Here is a 15,975-nt window from a genome sequence, read left to right on the forward strand (position 1 = left end):
AGCGTGGTGCAGCAGCATCAACGCCAGCAGCCCCGCGGTCTCCTCGTCATCGGTCATCGACGCCAACTGCCGGGTGAGCCGGATCGCCTCGGCCGCCAGGTCGACGTCGCCGGTGTAGCCCTCGTTGAAGACCAGGTAGAGCACGCGTAGCACCGTCGCCAGGTCGCCCGGCTCCTCGAACCGCACGTCACCGACCGTGCGTTTGGCCCGGCTGATCCGCTGCGCCATCGTCGCCTCCGGCACGAGATATGCCTGGGCGATCTGCCGGGTGGTCAAGCCACCGACGGCGCGCAGCGTGAGGGCCACCGCGGACGCCGGGGTCAGCGAAGGATGCGCGCACAGGAAGAAGAGATGCAACGTGTCGTCCGCGGTCTCGGTCGGTCCGGGCGACGGCTCGGCCTCGACGCGTTGCTCCCGGTCGCGACGTGAGACCTCTGAGCGCTGGGCGTCGAGGAACTTGCGCCAGGCAACCGTGACCAGCCAGCCCTTCGGGTCGGCGGGCTGCCGGTCCGGCCACGTCAGCGCGGCCTGGACGAGTGCCTCCTGCACGGCGTCCTCGGCCGCCGCGAAGTCGACTCCGCGACGGACGAGGACGCCGATCACCGCGGGAGTCAGCTCCCGCAGCAGCAGTTCGTCCATCACCTGATCGGTCACCTGACCTGCCCGGCCGGGCCGATCATTCGATGACCGTCGGCGCTTCTTCGCCCAGGAACGGGCGCAGCTCGAGCCACTCGTGGATCGGCTTGCCGCCGGCTCCGGGGGCCGCCGACAACTCGCCGGCGAGCGTCAGCGCGCGCTCGTAGGTGTCCACGTCGATCACCATCCAGCCGGCGATCAGGTCCTTGGTCTCCGCGAAGGGACCGTCGGTGACCGGCGGGCGGCCCTCCCCGTCGTAGCGGACGAACGTGCCCTTGGGCGAGAGAGCCTGGCCGTCGACGTACTCACCGGTGGTCTCGAGCCGGGCGGCGAAGTCGTTCATGTACTGCACGTGGTCCTGCACCTCCTCGGGGGTCCATTGGTCCATCGGGACATCGTTGACGCCCTTTGGGGCGCCGCGGTAGTGCTTGAGAAGCAGGTACTTCGCCATGATGGATCTCCTCGGTGTGGTGCGGCCACGGTGGCCGCATCTGGCCCTGGGACGGAGCCGCCAGGCCGGTCTCGACATCCTCGCCATATCTTTGTCGAGAACCGAGGGAGGGCGTAGTGACCCGCGTGCGCCTGGTGCCGTTCCTGGACGACGCGATGGACCGGCTTGTCGTGCCCGGCTACTCACGGGCCGGGTACGCCGTCCGTCGGCGTACCTGGTCCGACGATCCGGCTCCGGACGCGCTCCAGGGCAAGCATGTACTGGTGACCGGGGCCAACTCCGGACTGGGCAAGGCCACCGTCGCGGGTCTCGCCCGCCTCGGCGCCACGGTGCACATGCTCGTCCGCAACCCGGAGCGTGGAGCGGCCGCCCGCGACGAGGTCCTCGACGACGTACCGGGCGCGGACCTGCAGGTCGAGCAGTGCGACGTCAGTTCGCTCGCGGCGGTCCGCGGGTTCGCCGACGGTTTCCGGGCCCGCGGTCTGGCGGTGCACGGCCTGGTGCACAACGCCGGGGTCCTCTCCGCCGACCGTCAGGTCACCGACGAAGGCCACGAGCTGACCTTCGCGACCAACGTGCTCGGGCCGTTCCTGCTCACCGCGTTGCTCGCCGACCAGTTGCGTGCCGGCGCACCGAGCCGGGTGGTCTGGGTGTCCTCCGGCGGCATGTACACCCAACGGCTGCCGGCCGACGACCTCGAATACGAGCGCGGCGAGTACAAGGGCGCGACGGCGTACGCGCGGACCAAACGGATGCAGGTCGTGCTCGCCGAGGAGTGGGCCCGGGCACTGCGCGGCGACGGGGTCGCCGTACACAGCATGCATCCGGGCTGGGTCGACACCCCCGGCATCGCCGCGTCACTGCCGCGCTTCTACCGGCTCACCAAGCCGCTGCTCCGCACCCCCGCGGAGGGCGCCGACACGATCGTGTGGCTGTGCGCCGCGGACGTGCCGGCTGCCCAGAGCGGCGGCTTCTGGCAGGACCGCCGCCGCCGCCCGACCCGTTACACGCCAGGCTTTCCGGAGATCCCGGCCGACCGTCAATACCTGTGGCGGACCTGCGAGCGCCTCACCGCCGCCACCTGACCCCGGACCGCCGCCGCTTTCCCATGATCGTGATCGGATCCGTACGGCGTTTCGCGGCTTTATCCGATCACGATCATGAGAGGTGAGGTGGAGGTCAGGCGGTGAGGGCCAGCACCGCCCAGGTGACCGCGGCGGTGATCTCGCACGTGGCGCCGAGTACGTCGCCGGTCACGCCACCGATCCGCCGGGTGACGTGCCATACCAGGCCGACGCCGACCCCGACCGCGATCAGTACGGCGACCGGGCCCTGCCACGGCCGGCCGTCCACGACCGGGACGGATGCCGCGGCCAGGACCACCGTCCAGGCGGCCGGCACCGTGACCGGCAGTGAGTCCGCGACGAGCGCGCCGAGCCCGTCCGGCCGGGCCGGCGGTACGCCGCGCCGGCACGCCCAGCTGATCGCGAGCCGGCCGACCGCGACCCCCGCGGCGACGCCGAGCCAGCGGTGGTCGGCGACCAACGCGGCCAGGGCCGCGGCCTGCACGAGCAGGCACAGCAGCAGGGTCACGGCGCCCAGTGCGCCGATCTCCGGCGAACGCATCACCGCCAGGGCGCGCGCCGGCTCGCCGTGAGAGCCCAGACCGTCCGCGGTGTCGGCCAACCCGTCCAGATGCAGCCCGCGGCTGGCTCCCGCAAGCCCGCCGAGGACGACGGCGGCGGTGAGGAGCGGCGGCGCCCCAAGGTGGGTCAGACCGACGGCCAGCGCCGCCGCCAGCGCGCCGAGGCCCACCCCGACCAGCGGCACGACGGCCATCGCCGACCGGCCCGCCGCGCGATCGACCCGCCCGGGCCGCAACGGCAGCACGGTCAGGGTCGTGACGGCCAGCCGCAGGCCGGCGCCGGCCGGTCCGGGCATTCAGTCCCGCCGGCTCACGCCGGATCCACCCGGCCGCTCACCGCGGCGTCGTCGAAGGTCGCCATCTCGGCAAGGGTCACGACCGCCGCCCGCAGGACGGGCAGCGCGACGAGCGCACCGGACCCTTCGCCGAGGCGCAGCCCGAGGTCGACCAGTGGCTCGAGGTCGAGCGCGTCGAGGACGGCCTGGTGGGCCGGTTCGGTGGACCGGTGGCCGGCCAGCCACCAGGACGCCGAGTCGTAACACATCTCGCGCGCCAGCACGGCGGCCGCGCCCGACACGACACCGTCCAGCAGCACCGGCGTACGGCGTGCCGCGGCCTCGACGAGGAAACCGGTCATGGCCGCGATGTCCGCGCCGCCCGAGGCGCTGAGCAGATCGACCGGGTCGTAGCGGCGCGGGCGGGCGCGGCGCATCGCATCGCGGACCACCGTCACCTTGCGCATCCAGCCCACGTCGTCGAGCCCGGTGCCGCGGCCGGTCACCGCGGTCGGCTCGAGCGCGAGCACGACGCCGACGAGTACGGCGGCCGTGGTGGTGTTCCCGATCCCCATGTCACCTGGGATGAGCAGGTCGGCGCCGGCGTCGACCTCCTCGTCGGCGATCGCGACGCCGGCCGTGAACGCGGCCATCGTCTCGTCGTGGGTGAGCGCGTTCTCCCGGTCGATGCGGCCGCTGCCCTCGCGGATCTTGTGCTCGGACACCTCCGGCGCGGTTTTGCCGTTCACCGACATGTCGACCACGCGGACGGACGCGCCGGCCAGTCGGGCGAGCGCGTTGACCGCTGCACCGCCGGTCAGGAAGTTGTGCACCATCTGGCCGGTCACCTCGGGCGGGTAGGCCGACACTCCGGCGGCCGCCACGCCGTGGTCGCCGGCGAACACGACGACCCGGGCGCGCGCGAAGTCGTGCGGCGGGCACTGGCCCTGGGCCGCCGCGACCCACGCCGACACTTCTTCCAGCCGGCCGAGCGCGCCGGCCGGCTTGGTCAGCTGCGCCTGCCGGTCCCGGGCGGCCTGCGCCATGTCCGGGTCGGGTTCGCCGATGCGGGCCCGGAGTTCGTCGAGGTCGAGTTCGTCGGTGGTCACCGGGACATCTCCCTATCGGGTACTCCGCGCAGCCAGCGGGGCAGGCCTGCGGTCATGGTCACTACCTCGTCGCCGGCTGCCGCGAGCGCGGTGTTGAGCCGGCCCAGCTCGTCGCGGAAGAGCCGGCCGGCCGGGGTGGCCGGGACGACGCCCTGCCCGACCTCGTTGGTCACCAGCACCACCCGGGCGCCGGTCCCGGCCCAGGCCCGCGCCAGTGCGTCGCCGCGTTTGCGGACCACGTCGAGCCCGCCTGGGTCGTTCCACGCGTCGGCTGCGTCGAGTGCGCGGCTGAGCCAGTTGCCGAGGTCGTCGACGAGCAGCACGCCGTCGCCGTCGAGCAGCGGCTCGAGGTCGACGGTCTCGACCGTCTCCCATGCGGCCGGGCGGCCGCCGCGGTGGGCGGCGATCCGCGCGGTCCACTCCGGGTCGCCCCGGTCGGCCTGCGCGGTGGCGACGAAGGTGACCGCCGGCTCGGCGGCGAGCGCCGACTGTGCCCACGACGACTTGCCCGAGCGGGCGCCGCCGACGACGAGTGTCCGGTGTGGACCGCGGCGCCGCGACGACCCGGCCGGGCGCGCGGCGAGGACGTCACCGTCGCGATGCAGCGTGACGCCCCACCGGGCCAGCCGGCTGGACAGCTCGGCCGGCGGCGGGTTTCTGTGCGACAGGTGGATCGCGACCACCCGGGTGCCGTCGACGATCGCGTCCCGCCGGCGAAGTTCGGCGAGGGCCGCCGGGAAGGTCGCGAAGTCCAGGTGCCCGTCGGTGTTGCCGAGCTCGGTGCCGAAGGTCAGCTCCAGCAGCACGTCGTCGAAGGCGCGTCCGGCGAGTGCGTCCACTGTGGACTGCGGGAGCGGCCCGGTGTCGGTGGCGTAGAGCAGCCGAGTGCCGTCCGGCGCGGTCAGGTCATAGAGCACGGCGTCCGCGGCGTGCTCGGCCTTCACCGGCCGCACCGTGTACCCGCCCACCTGAAGGGTCTCGCCGGGCAGCGCGGGAACGAGCCGCACCGGGTCGTCCGGGCCGATCGAGTCGGCACATCGGGCCAGCGCGGTCGGTGGCCCGACGAGGTCCAGCGGTTCGCGCCGGCCGGCCCAGGTCCGCCACGTCAGACCCGCCGGCGCGGTGTGGTCGTCGTGGGCGTGGGTGAGCAGGATGTGACGTACGCCGTCCAGCGCGACGCCGAAGCGCATGGCCGCACGGGGCGCGTCCGCACCGAAGTCGAGAAGGAGGACGTCGTCGACCAGCGCACTGTTCTGGCCGCGGACGTCGGGTGTGCCACGGACCGCCTCGCACGATGCGCACCGGCAGAACGGGTTCGGCCACCCTTCGGAGCTCCCGGTGCCGAGCAGCTGGATCTTCACCGGTTCACCCTGTCAGACACTGGTTCGGTGCTCGTCGAGGGTGCGAACTCGACCGGGGCGTCGAACGCCGCGCGCCGTGCGGCGCGCCGCAGCACGAGCAGCACCGGGCGGCCGGCGACGAGCACCAGCAGCACGTTGCCGACGGCGCGGGGGATGTCGAAACCCAACGACGTGGCCAGGTCGAAGGCGATGAAGCGGTGCAGGTTGGACAGGATCGCCCCGCCCGGCACGAAGGCGAGCGACGGATCGGTACCGGGCGTCGCATCCGGGCCGAAGGTGAACGGCCAGAACCACATGTTCAGCAGCAGCCCGTAGAGCAGCCCCGCGACCGCGCCGTACGCCGCGAGCATCCCGAGCTCGGCGATTCCTCGGGGCCGGCGGGGCAGCAGTCCCGCGAACAGGCCGATCCAGGCCGCGCCGAGCATCTGGAACGGCAGCCACGGCCCGATCCCGCCGGTGAGCAGGGCCGAGCTGAACATGCTCACCGCGCCGAGCACGAAGCCGAAGCCGGGGCCGAGCACCCGCCCGGCCGGAATGAGCAGGCCGAAGAGCAGCGTGAAGCCGGCGACGCCGGTGGACAGTGGCCGCAGTGCGGTGCAGACCGCGGCAAGTACGCCGAGCAGCGCGACCGCCTTCGCGTCCATCCCGCCTTCGGCCAGTTCGGCGAGCACGACCCCGAGCAGCAACGGGAGCAGGGCGGCGAACAGCCATGGTGCGTCCAGGCCGTGTTCAAGTCCGGCGCCGGGGCGGATGACCAGCGGCCAGCAGAAGCCGACCAGACCGATGAGGCTGGTGAGCCCGAGCATGAGCGCCGACCGGGGATGGAGCCGGATCGCCGTCGTCCGGATCGCCGTGGTCCCGGCCGCCGGTCGGCCGGCGCGGAGCACGCTCATCCGGCCAGCGCCGTCGCGACTTCGGCCACGGTGAGCCATTCCTGCGGGGCCATGACCTTCGCCACCTGCGGCGCGAAGACCGGTGAGTGCACGACCACGTCGCGGGTCGGCCCGTCGGAGATCACCTCGCCGTCGGCGAGCACGACCGTGCGGTGCGCGAGGTCGGCGGCGAGCTCGACGTCGTGGGTGGCCAGGATCACGGCGTGCCCCTCGGCGGCGAGCTCGGTGAGCACCTCGACCAGGCGGCGCTTGGCGCCGTAGTCCAGCCCGCGGGTCGGCTCGTCTAGGAGCAGCAGCGGCGGCCGGCCGGCCAGGACCACGGCCAGGGCGAGGGACAGCCGCTGGCCCTCGGACAGGTCGTGCGGGTGCGCGTCGTCGGTGACGTCGGGGGCGATCCGGTCGAGCACCGCGCGCGCCGTTCCGGGCGCGGCGCCGGCGTCGCGGTCGGCCTGCGCGCATTCGGCCCGGACGGTGTCGGCGTAGAGCAGGTCGGTGGGCTGGGCGGGCACCATGCCGATGTCGCGCACCAGGTCGCGGGGCCGGCGGCCGTGCGGCGCGCGGCCTGCGACGGTGACCGACCCGGACGCCGGAGCGAGCAGGCCGACCAGGCAGGACAGCAGGGTCGACTTGCCGGCACCGTTGCGGCCCATCAGCGCGACGACCTCGCCGCGGTGAACGGCGACGTCGACCTCCCGCAACGCGATCAGGTCGCCGAACCGCGCGACGAGTGCCCGGGTGGTGGCGAGCGGCTCCCCGGCCGGCACCACCGACCGCACGACCGACCGGAACGCGAGCTTCTCCCGCAACGGCTCGGCGCGACGCCGCGCCTCGCGGACCGACAGCGGCAACGGCGTCCAGCCGGCCAGCCGGCCCAGCTGCGCGACCGGCGGTGCCACGGCGGCGGTGGCGAAGATCCGGTGCGGCGTGCCGACCTCGACGGGACGGCCGGCGCCGGGCAGGTAGACGACCCGGTCGGCGTACTGCGCCACCCGTTCCAGGCGGTGCTCGGCCAGCAGCACCGTGAGGCCGAGGTCGTGCACCAGCCGTTGCAGCGCGGCCAGCACCTCCTCCGCGGCCGGCGGGTCGAGCGCGCTGGTCGGCTCGTCGAGCACCAGCACCCGCGGGTGGGCGGTGAGGACGGCGCCGATCGCGACCCGCTGCCGCTGCCCGGCCGAGAGGGTCGCCAGCGGACGGTCGCGCAGGACGGCGAGCCCGAGCAGGTCGAGGGTGTCCTCCACCCGGCGCCGCATCACGTCGCCGGGCAGCCCGAGGGACTCCATCGTGTAGGCCAACTCGTCCTCGACCACGTCGGTGACGAACCCGGCCTCCGGGTCCTGACCGACGATGCCGACCACGTCGGCGAGCTCGCGCGGGGGATGGGTGCGGGTGTCCCGCCCGGCGACAGCCACCCGACCGGCCAGCCGGCCGCCGGTGAAGTGCGGCACCAGCCCGTTGACGGCCCGCAGCAGGGTGGACTTCCCGCTGCCCGTCACCCCCACCACCAGGGCCAGTTCGCCTTCGGGGATCCGCAGCGACACGTCGCGCAGCGTGGGCGCCGCCGCGCCGTCGTAGGTCACCGTGACCCGGTCGAATTCGATCATCGGACCGGCGCCGCCGTCCGGGGCCGGTCCGCGACACGGCCGGCCGCCCGCATCGGGGTCGGCGGCACCGGCGCCAGCCAGGCCGGCGTCGCCGCGAGGACCACGCCGAGCAACGGCAACAGCGGCAGACCGGGTACCGCGATCGGGCTGGTGGCCGGGTGCAGCGCGGGATCGCTGCCGGCCGCGACGAAGGCGACGGCGGTGAGCACACCGGCGCCGGCGACCAACCACTCCGACGCCCGCCACGGATCCGGCCGGTAGCGGGATCGGGTCGTACGACGGCCGCCGGCGACCAGGCCGCAGCCGGCGAGCACCGCGCCGATGCCGAGCGCCGGCGCCCCCAGCCACGACGGCGTCGAGGAGTCGAGCAGCCCGTAGACCCCGACGCAGATCCCGAACAGCCCGGTCACGACGAGCACCGCGGTCACCCGCCGGGTCACCGGGTCGACCCCCGCCCGCCGGCCGTAGCCACGGGAGTCCATCGACGCGGCCATCTCGATCGACCGGCCGACCGCGTCCTCCAGGACGGGGATCACCAGACCGGAGACGCCGGCCAGGCCGCGGTCCGGTCTGCCGCGCAACCTGCGCGCCACCCGGACCCGGCGCAGGGAGGTCACCGCGTTGGGCGCGAAGGACAGCGCGACGACGACCGCGACCCCCATCTCGTACAGCGCACCGGGCAGCGACTTGAGCAACCGGGCCGGGTTGGCCAGCGAGTTGGCCGCGCCGACACAGGCGATCAGGACCGCCAGTTGCAGCCCGTCGTACAGCGCCGCGAGCATCGCCTCGAGGGTGACCGGACCGCCGAGCCGCACCCCTGCTGCCCAGGACGGCAGGTGCGCCTGCGGCAGGGTGAACAGCACGTGCCCGTCGATCTCCGGTCCGAGGAGCACCTCGAAGACCAGCCGCAGCGCGATCACCACCGCGCCGAGGACCAGGAACGTCGAGTAGGCGCGGGCCCACGGGGCCTCGCTGCGTCGTGCGGCGACCACGTAGCCGGCGACCGCCGCGAGCATCGCCAGCAGCAGCGGATCGGTGGTCCGGCTGGCCGCGGTCGCCAGACCCAGCGCCCACACCCACCACGCTCCGGCGTGCAGGTGCCGGGGGAGCGCCGGGTGCAACCGGAACGCCGGGCCGGTCATGTCAGGCTCGGTTCCGGCGTACCCGCACCTGCCACAGACCCGCCGCGATGACCGCGACCAGCACCACGATGCCGATGATGAGCGCCCACGGCACCCCGCTCGACCCGTCGGCGGAGGCGTCGTTGGACTTGGCGGACGCCGGCGTGCTGCGGGCGGCCTCGACGAGCGTGGCGTAGGCGGGCGCCTTCGGCGTCCGGTCCTTGCCGTCCACGTAGGCCCAGCCCTCGGTCTCCCCGGCGCGGACCTTCTCGACGTTCGCGCCCTTGGCGCTGTAGGTCCACTTGTTCGCCGCGGCATGGGGAGCGCGCAGGTAGTAGGACCAGTAGTGCGTCTTGTCCGAGTGGCACCGGGCCGGAAACCCGTCGATCTGGCAGACGAAGCCGTCCCCGAAGGCCAGGCTGTGGCCGGCCTTCTGCAACAACTGCTGGCCGGTCATCCCGGCCTTGAAAGGCACGCAGGTCGACCGCACGGCGTGCCCGGTGTCGACCACCAGCCCGACGCAGGAGGACTTCGCGGGCGGGGGAGTGGCGGCGGCCGGAGGCATCGCGGCGAACGCCGCGACGACGATTCCGGCAGCGAGCACGAGGAAACTGCGTCGCATGGTGCCTTCCGATGTCCGGACCCACGCGAGCGCGCCGGGACGGCCGCCCCGGGCTCCGCCCCGCAGACCTCGACGGTTGTGATGGAGCCGCACGGCGGGACAGGCGTTCCGACTCGCCCGGGGCGGGCGGCCTCGGGCCTACGGTTGCGGGTCAGTGCCGGACTTCGACCGGCTTCCCCTGTCACGCCGCGTTGCGCAGTGAGTATGACCCATCGCCCGCGGCACTGTCAGTGTCGGTACGCCGGCCGTCAGGTCAGCTGACGAGCTCGGCCGGGCACAGCCGCATGGTGAACGGCTTGTTGATCACCCGGCGCTGTTCGCCGCGCACGGTCGCCTCGACGCGGTAGGCGCCGGCGGCCAGCAGGTGGGACACGATGATCGGGCCGTGCGGGTCGTCCGGCTCCACCCGCCAGAACGCGTCGATGCCGGCGTCGGCGTAGAGACTCGGTTTGGTCAGGCGGTCGATCGACTCCGAGGACGGCGCGACGATCTCGACCGCGAGCAGCAGGTCGGCAGGTTCGAAGACGGTGCGCCCGCTGCGGACGGCCTCGGGGCGGGCGACGACCAGGTCGGGGACGAGCACCCGCGGGGTGGGACCGCCGCGCAAAGCCACCGAGACACCGTCGAGTGGCACCATCCCGTCCTGCGCCGCCTTGTGCAGCAGCCGGATCAGGCGCAGCACGATGCTCTGATGGCGGGCGGGGGGTGGTGGTGTGACGAGCAGGCAACCGTCGATGATCTCGTAGCGTTGGCGGCCCTCGGGCAGCGCGGGGAGGTCGGCGAGGGACCACGACCCGGTCCGCCCTGGGGCCAGGCTCACGGCACTTTCTGTCACGGTTCCCCCTGCCGATCGGACTGTCGTTACCAGTGTGCCTTCCCGGCTCGCCCGGCGCCGACAAACCCGCCACGACCGGTGCCCGGCAGGCCCGGAACTAGTCGGTCTCGACCTCCGCCGAACCGGTGAGGCGCAGCTTGCGCTGGGCCCGCTGGTAGAAGGTCGTGCCGCCGAGCCGCACCAGTTGAGCGGCGCCCGGCAGGACGTCGATGTCGATGAGGTCGCCGGGATGGGCGCGGCCGACCGGTCGGCCGTCGGCTTCGACCGCGAGTTCGCCGCTGGTCGGCAGGATCTCCAGGCAGAGCTTCTCGCCGGTGGACAGGAACAGCGCGCGGTTGAACGCCGAGTGCGGCGCGACCGGAATCACGAGCAGGCCCTCGGCGCTCGGCGAGACGATGGGTCCGCCGGCGGAGAAGCTGTACGCCGTCGACCCCGTCGGCGTGGAGACCACGACCGCATCGGCGGAGTAGCGGACGAAGGTGTGCCCCTCGACCCGGAGGCCGACCGCCGACATCCCGTCGCTGGGTATCCGGACGACGGCGACGTCGTTGAAGGCGACCGCGCTGCGCTCGCCCGCGATCGCCCGCAGCCCGGAGCGGGTCTCGATCGTGAAGCGGCCCTCGACGATCGAAGTCAGGGCGCCGCCCAGCTCGGGAATGTCGATCTCGGCGAGGAAGCCGAGCCGGCCGAGGTTGACGCCGAGCACCGGCGTGCGGTCCTCGAGCGTGAGTCGCAGCGCGCGCAGGATGGTGCCGTCGCCACCGAGACCGACGATGACGTCGGCACGTCGGGACAGTTCGTCGGGACCGACTGCTGTCACGCTCCGCCCAGCCCGCCCCACCTCGTCGGGCAGGCCGAGGACCTCGATCTGCCGCTCCCGGGCCCAGCTCGTGATGGTCTGCATCGCCTCCGCGCAATTGCGGCGCGGGTGCAGCACGAGCCCGATGGTGCTGGTCACTCCGTCGCCCCGGGGTCGAGATCCACCCAGACCAGGACGCTGCTCTCGGTGCCGTCGACGACCAACGACGTACCGGTGACGGTTCCCGTTCCGTGTCCGGCGATCTGGACCCGGACTCCTGTCGGCGGGAAGACCAGGCCCGGCAGCTGACCGAGCCGGCGCTGGTCGTCGGCGCCGAGGAAGAGTGTCGCCCCGAGTGGTGCTTGGCCGGCGCGGTCGCGGCTCATGCCTACCCCCTCTGTCGGTTGCGAGCCTAGACAAGTCGGGCGCCACAGGGGCCCCTCGGCCGGTGGCCCGCACCAGGAACTGCCCTACGGTGGCGATGGACAGACCCTGAGGAGGGCCGATGATCTGGACCTGGCGGTACGAGGACAGCGCCGGAACGGCGCTCGACCGGCCGACACCGGAGCGGTTCACCAACAAGTCCGATGCCGAGTCCTGGCTCGGTGAGGCATGGCGGGACCTGCTCGAATCCGGTGTGCACCAGGTGACGTTGCTCGAGGACGACCGGGTCGAGTACGGCCCGATGGGCCTCAACCCCTGATTTCGGGTCAGCCGACGAAACTCGTCGGGGCGGGCGCCTCGTAACGGACCTGCGGCAGCTCGTGCCACGGCGGCGCCGGCTCGGCGAGCACCCGCCAGCCGAGATGTTCATAGAAGCCGCGCGCACCCGACACGTCCCGCAACGCGTCGAGCACCACCCGCAGATGTCCCCGGCCACGCAGTTCGGTGAGGGCCGACGCGAGCAGGTCGCGACCGACGCCACGACCGGTCGAGTCCGGATGCACGTAGAGAGAGGCGACGTAACCGACCCCCGGATCGGCGTCCAGGGAGTGGACGGCGGCGTACCCGTCGATCGGGCCGTCTTCGCAGCTGTGCACCAGCACCATGAGGTCCCGGCGAACCGGCGCCTGCACGTGTGACGTCCACGACGCCACGCACCGATCCTCGCGCAACGTGGCGAGCACGTGCGGAGCGACCTGCGGATAGGTCGCCCGCCAGGACGCGATCTGGACGGCGGCGATGGCGGGCCCGTCGTCGCGACCGGCCCGCCGTACGCCGCCTGTCATGTGGAGCGGTCAGCCCCGCATCGTCTTGGCCGGGTCGCGCTCGACCACGTCGCCGAGCGCTTCGTCGATCCGCTTCAGCAGGGCCGGCTCGAGCTTCACGCCGGCGGCCTTCACGTTTTCGCCGACCTGCTCGGGGCGCGACGCGCCGATGATGGCCGCCGAGACGTTGCGGTTCTGCAGCGTCCACGCGATCGCGAGCTGGGCCATGGACAGCCCGGCCTCGTCGGCGATCGGCTGGAGCTTCTGCACCCGGGTGAGCACGTCGTCGTTCATCCACCGGGCGATCATGTTGGCGCCGCCCTTGGAGTCGGTCGCCCGCGAGCCCGCCGGGTGCTCCTTGCCCGGCTGGTACTTGCCGGTCAGCACACCCTGCGCGATCGGCGAGAAGACGATCTGGCCCAGGCCGAGTCGCTCGCTCACCGGGATGACCTCGGATTCGATCACCCGCCACAGCATGGAGTACTGCGGCTGGTTGGAGATCAGGTGCACGCCCAGGTCCTGCGCGAGCGCGTGCCCGGCCTCGATCTCCTCGGCCCGCCACTCCGAGACGCCGATGTAGAGCACGTCACCGGCGCGCACGAGGTCGGCGAAGGCCTGCATCGTCTCCTCGAGCGGAGTGCTCTCGTCGAAGCGGTGCGCCTGGTACAGATCGATGTGGTCGGTCTGCAGGCGACGCAGCGACGCGTGCGCGCTCTCGATGATGTGCTTGCGCCCGAGACCCCGGTCGTTCAGCCCGGGCCCGGTCGGCCAGAAGACCTTGGTGAAGAGCTCGTAGCTCTCCCGGCGGACACCGGACAGCGCGCGGCCCAGCACCGACTCGGCCTTGGTGCCGGCGTAGACGTCGGCGGTGTCGAACGTGGTGATGCCTTCGTCCAGAGCAGCCTGGACGCACGCCTTCGCGGCATCCTCTTCGACCTGGCTGCCGTGCGTGAGCCAGTTGCCGTAGGCGATCTCACTGATGTTCAGGCCGCTTCGGCCCAGTCGTCGGAATTCCATGTCGAAAACCCTAGTGGAGGGCGCCGCGACCGGCTCGGCGGTGTCCTCAGACGGGGTCGCCCGGCCGCAGCCGGGCGTGCGGCATCCGCCAGCGCCGGATCATGGTGGAGCGCTGCACGCCGTACCAGACCAGACCGCGCGCCTTGGCCTGGTCGGGATAGCGCTCCCGCACCAGGCGGCGGATCCGTGCGGCGAGCACGAAGGAGTCGATGATGATGAGGACGAAGACCGCCATCCAGAGGCTGAGCGTCCAGGTGCGGACCTGCGGGTTGGGCACGATGTAGCCGACGAGCACCAGCGCGGCCACGATGAGGAAGATGCTGCCGATATTGCGTCGGGCGTCGACGATGTCGCGGACCAGGGCTCGCGCGGGGCCGCGGTCACGGGCGGCGAGGTAGCGGTCGTCGCCGGAGCGCATGCCCGCTTTGACCTCATCCCGGCGCCCGGTGTTGCGCTGGCGCATCCGGCGGTAGGCCTCGCGGCGGGTCTTGGGGGGCGGCGGCAACGGGCCCGCACGCCGGCCCTGCGCCTCGCGTCGCTTGGGGGTCGGGCGGCCCTTGCCGGCTGTTTGCCGCGCATTGCCGGCATCGGCCGACGATCCCGTCGCAGCCTTCTGGAGCCCGTCACCCGAGTCGTCGGGTTCGGCGGGCTTGGAGGTACGCCGGACCAGTCTCACCACCTCTGAGGGTAGCGGTCGCGGCAACCGCGGGTTGCGCCAGGATGGTCGGCATGCGTGTGCTGATCGCGCCGGATTCCTTCGGCGGCACCCTGTCGGCGGTCGAGGCGGCCGAGGCGATCGCCGCGGGCTGGCGGCGCACCCTGCCGGGGGCCGACCTGGTCCTGCGTCCGCTGTCGGACGGCGGCCCGGGTCTGGTCGACGTACTCGCCTCGACCCTGGGCGGGCGTCAACTGCGGCTCACCGTGCCCGATCCGCTCGGGCGTGACGTCGTCGCGAGCGTGCTGCTGGTCGGCGACACGGCGTACGTCGAGTGCGCCCAGGCGTGCGGGCTGCACCTGCTTTCGGCCGAGGAGCGGGACCCCAAGGCGGCGACGTCCTACGGCGTCGGCCTGATGATCGCCGCGGCGGTCGAGGCCGGCGCGCGGACGGTCGTGGTCGGCCTGGGCGGCTCGGCCACCAACGACGGGGGAGCGGGGATGCTCACCGCCCTCGGCGTGATCCCCCGGGACGCGGCCGGCCGGGTGCTGCCCTACGGCGGCGCGGCGCTGTGCGCGGTGGAGCACTGCGACGGGGTGCCGTTGCTGCGGGGCGCCCGGCTGATCGCCGCCACCGACGTCGACAACCCGCTGGTGGGACCCGAGGGGGCCTCGGCGGTGTTCGGGCCGCAGAAGGGTGCGACCGAGGACGACATCGTGCTGCTCGACGCCGCGCTGGAGCGCTGGGCGGGAGTACTCGAGCGCGATCTACCGGGCGCGCCGCCGGGCCTGGCCGTGCTGCCCGGCGGGGGGGCCGCCGGCGGCCTCGGCGCGGCGCTGCTCGCGCTGGGGGCCGGCCGGGAGTCCGGGGTCGACCTGGTCCGCCGCCTGGTCGGTCTCGACGACGCCGTCGCACAGAGCCGCCTCGTGGTCACCGGCGAGGGGTCCTTCGACTTCCAGTCGCTGCGCGGCAAGCTCGTGACGGGGGTCGCCGCCGTGGCTGCCGAGCACGGTCTGCCGTGCCTGGTCCTCGCCGGCCAGGTGGCCGTCGGGCGCCGGGAGATGGCGGCGGCCGGCATCGAGGCGGCGTACGCCGTTGCCGACGACGCCGGATCCGTCGAGGCGGCGATGGCGGCTCCGTTCGACCGGCTGGCCGACCTGGCTGCACGGGTCGCGCTCCGATACCGGGCCGAATCCGACACCGCGGGCGCCCCGTACCGGGGTGAAACTGACGCCGGCTGAGGCCTCGTACCCGCTCATCCGTGCGCGCCCCTCTTCACGAATGGTTGCCGCGACGTAGCATGGGAACAGTCAGGAAGGTGTGCGGCGTTGTCCCAGCGACCGCACGTCCGAGCACCGATGCGAGCAGGAGATAACAGGTGTCCGTTTCGGAAACCACGACCGAGACCCCCCAGAGCGTGACCCTCACCCCGTCGGCGGCCGTCAAGGTCAAAGGCCTGCTCGACCAGGAGGGCCGCGACGATCTGCGACTGCGGATCGCGGTCCAGCCCGGTGGCTGCTCGGGTCTGCGCTACCAGCTCTTCTTCGACGAGCGCTCGCTCGACGGCGACCAGGTCTATGACTTCGGTGGCGTCGGCGTGGTCGTCGACCGGATGAGCGGCCCCTACCTCGGCGGTGCGACGATCGACTTCGTCGACACCATCGAGAAGCAGGGCTTCACGATCGACAACCCGACGGCGACCGGCTCTTGCGCCTGCGGCGACTCGTTCCACTGACCGTCGGCCCGG

General features: G+C 73.0%; 19 protein-coding genes and 1 riboswitch. Of the genes, 4 read left to right on the forward strand and 15 right to left on the reverse strand.

The window, feature by feature from the left end; all coding sequences use genetic code 11:
- Together VGH85_03455 and VGH85_03460 are read right to left on the reverse strand one after the other, a co-directional pair.
- Positions 1-639: DUF6596 domain-containing protein (locus VGH85_03455; GenBank protein HEY2172848.1), on the reverse strand; the 639-nt coding region annotated here is incomplete at its 3' end.
- A 37-nt stretch (positions 640-676) separates the two neighbouring features.
- Positions 677-1,087, reverse strand: coding sequence for a YciI family protein (locus tag VGH85_03460; GenBank protein HEY2172849.1), 411 nt, complete (start codon positions 1,085-1,087; stop codon positions 677-679).
- Between the two features lie 116 nt (positions 1,088-1,203).
- Between VGH85_03460 and VGH85_03465 the strand changes: the two genes are divergently transcribed.
- Positions 1,204-2,172, forward strand: coding sequence for an SDR family NAD(P)-dependent oxidoreductase (locus tag VGH85_03465; GenBank protein HEY2172850.1), 969 nt, complete (start codon positions 1,204-1,206; stop codon positions 2,170-2,172).
- Between the two features lie 94 nt (positions 2,173-2,266).
- Here VGH85_03465 and VGH85_03470 read toward each other — a convergent pair whose 3' ends face one another.
- The 10 genes from VGH85_03470 to VGH85_03515 all read right to left on the reverse strand — a co-directional run bounded on the left by VGH85_03470 (position 2,267) and on the right by VGH85_03515 (position 11,734).
- Entirely contained in the window at positions 2,267-3,028 is a 762-nt protein-coding gene (locus VGH85_03470) for an adenosylcobinamide-GDP ribazoletransferase (GenBank protein HEY2172851.1), read from the reverse strand.
- 14 nt (positions 3,029-3,042) lie between these two features.
- On the reverse strand, positions 3,043-4,053 hold the full coding sequence (gene cobT / locus VGH85_03475; protein HEY2172852.1) for a nicotinate-nucleotide--dimethylbenzimidazole phosphoribosyltransferase: 1,011 nt from the start codon (positions 4,051-4,053) through the stop codon (positions 3,043-3,045).
- A gap of 59 nt (positions 4,054-4,112) precedes the next feature.
- On the reverse strand, positions 4,113-5,477 hold the full coding sequence (locus VGH85_03480) for a bifunctional adenosylcobinamide kinase/adenosylcobinamide-phosphate guanylyltransferase (protein ID HEY2172853.1): 1,365 nt from the start codon (positions 5,475-5,477) through the stop codon (positions 4,113-4,115).
- Positions 5,474-6,370 carry an ECF transporter S component gene (locus tag VGH85_03485; protein HEY2172854.1) on the reverse strand — a complete coding sequence of 299 codons (897 nt, stop codon included), beginning with the start codon at positions 6,368-6,370 and terminating at the stop codon, positions 5,474-5,476. The genes VGH85_03480 and VGH85_03485 overlap by 4 nt, the downstream gene beginning before the upstream one ends.
- Complete coding sequence (locus VGH85_03490; GenBank protein ID HEY2172855.1) at positions 6,367-7,971, reverse strand: ATP-binding cassette domain-containing protein; 1,605 nt, start codon at positions 7,969-7,971, stop codon at positions 6,367-6,369. The genes VGH85_03485 and VGH85_03490 overlap by 4 nt, the downstream gene beginning before the upstream one ends.
- Positions 7,968-9,113, reverse strand: a complete 1,146-nt coding sequence (locus VGH85_03495) for an energy-coupling factor transporter transmembrane protein EcfT (GenBank protein ID HEY2172856.1) — start codon at positions 9,111-9,113, stop codon at positions 7,968-7,970. Before VGH85_03495 ends, VGH85_03490 begins: the two co-directional genes overlap by 4 nt.
- 1 nt (position 9,114) lies before the next feature.
- Positions 9,115-9,714, reverse strand: coding sequence for a hypothetical protein (locus VGH85_03500; GenBank protein ID HEY2172857.1), 600 nt, complete (start codon positions 9,712-9,714; stop codon positions 9,115-9,117).
- Positions 9,715-9,794: 80 nt separating this feature from the next.
- Positions 9,795-9,920: riboswitch (cobalamin riboswitch) on the reverse strand.
- A 47-nt stretch (positions 9,921-9,967) separates the two neighbouring features.
- The gene (locus tag VGH85_03505) at positions 9,968-10,534 is read right to left on the reverse strand and encodes a Uma2 family endonuclease (protein HEY2172858.1); all 567 of its coding nucleotides are present in this window, start codon (positions 10,532-10,534) and stop codon (positions 9,968-9,970) included.
- 112 nt (positions 10,535-10,646) lie between these two features.
- Positions 10,647-11,507: an NAD(+)/NADH kinase gene (locus VGH85_03510; protein ID HEY2172859.1), complete on the reverse strand. Its 861-nt coding sequence runs from the start codon at positions 11,505-11,507 to the stop codon at positions 10,647-10,649.
- Positions 11,504-11,734 (reverse strand): hypothetical protein, encoded by a 231-nt coding sequence (locus tag VGH85_03515; protein ID HEY2172860.1) that lies wholly within the window; start codon positions 11,732-11,734, stop codon positions 11,504-11,506. Before VGH85_03515 ends, VGH85_03510 begins: the two co-directional genes overlap by 4 nt.
- A 119-nt stretch (positions 11,735-11,853) precedes the next feature.
- On the opposite strand from VGH85_03515, the gene VGH85_03520 reads away from it, so the two are divergent.
- Complete coding sequence (locus VGH85_03520) at positions 11,854-12,051, forward strand: hypothetical protein (protein ID HEY2172861.1); 198 nt, start codon at positions 11,854-11,856, stop codon at positions 12,049-12,051.
- Positions 12,052-12,058: 7 nt separating this feature from the next.
- Here the strand turns inward: VGH85_03520 and VGH85_03525 are convergent, their stop codons facing one another.
- The 3 genes from VGH85_03525 to VGH85_03535 are packed head-to-tail and all read right to left on the reverse strand — an operon-like array spanning position 12,059 to position 14,249.
- A complete protein-coding gene (locus VGH85_03525) occupies positions 12,059-12,577 on the reverse strand; it encodes a GNAT family N-acetyltransferase (GenBank protein ID HEY2172862.1) in 519 nt (172 codons plus the stop codon).
- Between the two features lie 9 nt (positions 12,578-12,586).
- The gene (locus tag VGH85_03530) at positions 12,587-13,573 is read right to left on the reverse strand and encodes an aldo/keto reductase family protein (GenBank protein ID HEY2172863.1); all 987 of its coding nucleotides are present in this window, start codon (positions 13,571-13,573) and stop codon (positions 12,587-12,589) included.
- Positions 13,574-13,619: 46 nt separating this feature from the next.
- Entirely contained in the window at positions 13,620-14,249 is a 630-nt protein-coding gene (locus VGH85_03535) for a DUF3043 domain-containing protein (protein HEY2172864.1), read from the reverse strand.
- 53 nt (positions 14,250-14,302) lie between these two features.
- Between VGH85_03535 and VGH85_03540 the strand changes: the two genes are divergently transcribed.
- Both VGH85_03540 and VGH85_03545 read left to right on the forward strand, forming a co-directional pair.
- Entirely contained in the window at positions 14,303-15,469 is a 1,167-nt protein-coding gene (locus VGH85_03540) for a glycerate kinase (GenBank protein ID HEY2172865.1), read from the forward strand.
- A gap of 137 nt (positions 15,470-15,606) precedes the next feature.
- On the forward strand, positions 15,607-15,963 hold the full coding sequence (locus VGH85_03545) for an iron-sulfur cluster assembly accessory protein (GenBank protein ID HEY2172866.1): 357 nt from the start codon (positions 15,607-15,609) through the stop codon (positions 15,961-15,963).
- Positions 15,964-15,975 lie beyond the last annotated feature (12 nt).

Source organism: Mycobacteriales bacterium, assembly GCA_036497565.1.
Classification (GTDB): domain Bacteria; phylum Actinomycetota; class Actinomycetes; order Mycobacteriales; family QHCD01; genus DASXJE01.

What these genes read in the sequence shown, in the direction of transcription:
- VGH85_03460 (HEY2172849.1), bottom strand. Translation starts at nt 1,087, where the DNA reads ATGGCGAAGTACCTGCTTCTCAAGCACTACCGCGGCGCCCCAAAGGGC.
- VGH85_03470 (HEY2172851.1), bottom strand. Translation starts at nt 3,028, where the DNA reads ATGCCCGGACCGGCCGGCGCCGGCCTGCGGCTGGCCGTCACGACCCTG.
- cobT (HEY2172852.1), bottom strand. Translation starts at nt 4,053, where the DNA reads ATGGCGCAGGCCGCCCGGGACCGGCAGGCGCAGCTGACCAAGCCGGCC.
- VGH85_03485 (HEY2172854.1), bottom strand. Translation starts at nt 6,370, where the DNA reads ATGAGCGTGCTCCGCGCCGGCCGACCGGCGGCCGGGACCACGGCGATC.
- VGH85_03490 (HEY2172855.1), bottom strand. Translation starts at nt 7,971, where the DNA reads ATGATCGAATTCGACCGGGTCACGGTGACCTACGACGGCGCGGCGGCG.
- VGH85_03495 (HEY2172856.1), bottom strand. Translation starts at nt 9,113, where the DNA reads ATGACCGGCCCGGCGTTCCGGTTGCACCCGGCGCTCCCCCGGCACCTG.
- VGH85_03500 (HEY2172857.1), bottom strand. Translation starts at nt 9,714, where the DNA reads ATGCGACGCAGTTTCCTCGTGCTCGCTGCCGGAATCGTCGTCGCGGCG.
- VGH85_03515 (HEY2172860.1), bottom strand. Translation starts at nt 11,734, where the DNA reads ATGAGCCGCGACCGCGCCGGCCAAGCACCACTCGGGGCGACACTCTTC.
- VGH85_03520 (HEY2172861.1), top strand. Translation starts at nt 11,854, where the DNA reads ATGATCTGGACCTGGCGGTACGAGGACAGCGCCGGAACGGCGCTCGAC.
- VGH85_03525 (HEY2172862.1), bottom strand. Translation starts at nt 12,577, where the DNA reads ATGACAGGCGGCGTACGGCGGGCCGGTCGCGACGACGGGCCCGCCATC.
- VGH85_03530 (HEY2172863.1), bottom strand. Translation starts at nt 13,573, where the DNA reads ATGGAATTCCGACGACTGGGCCGAAGCGGCCTGAACATCAGTGAGATC.
- VGH85_03540 (HEY2172865.1), top strand. Translation starts at nt 14,303, where the DNA reads ATGCGTGTGCTGATCGCGCCGGATTCCTTCGGCGGCACCCTGTCGGCG.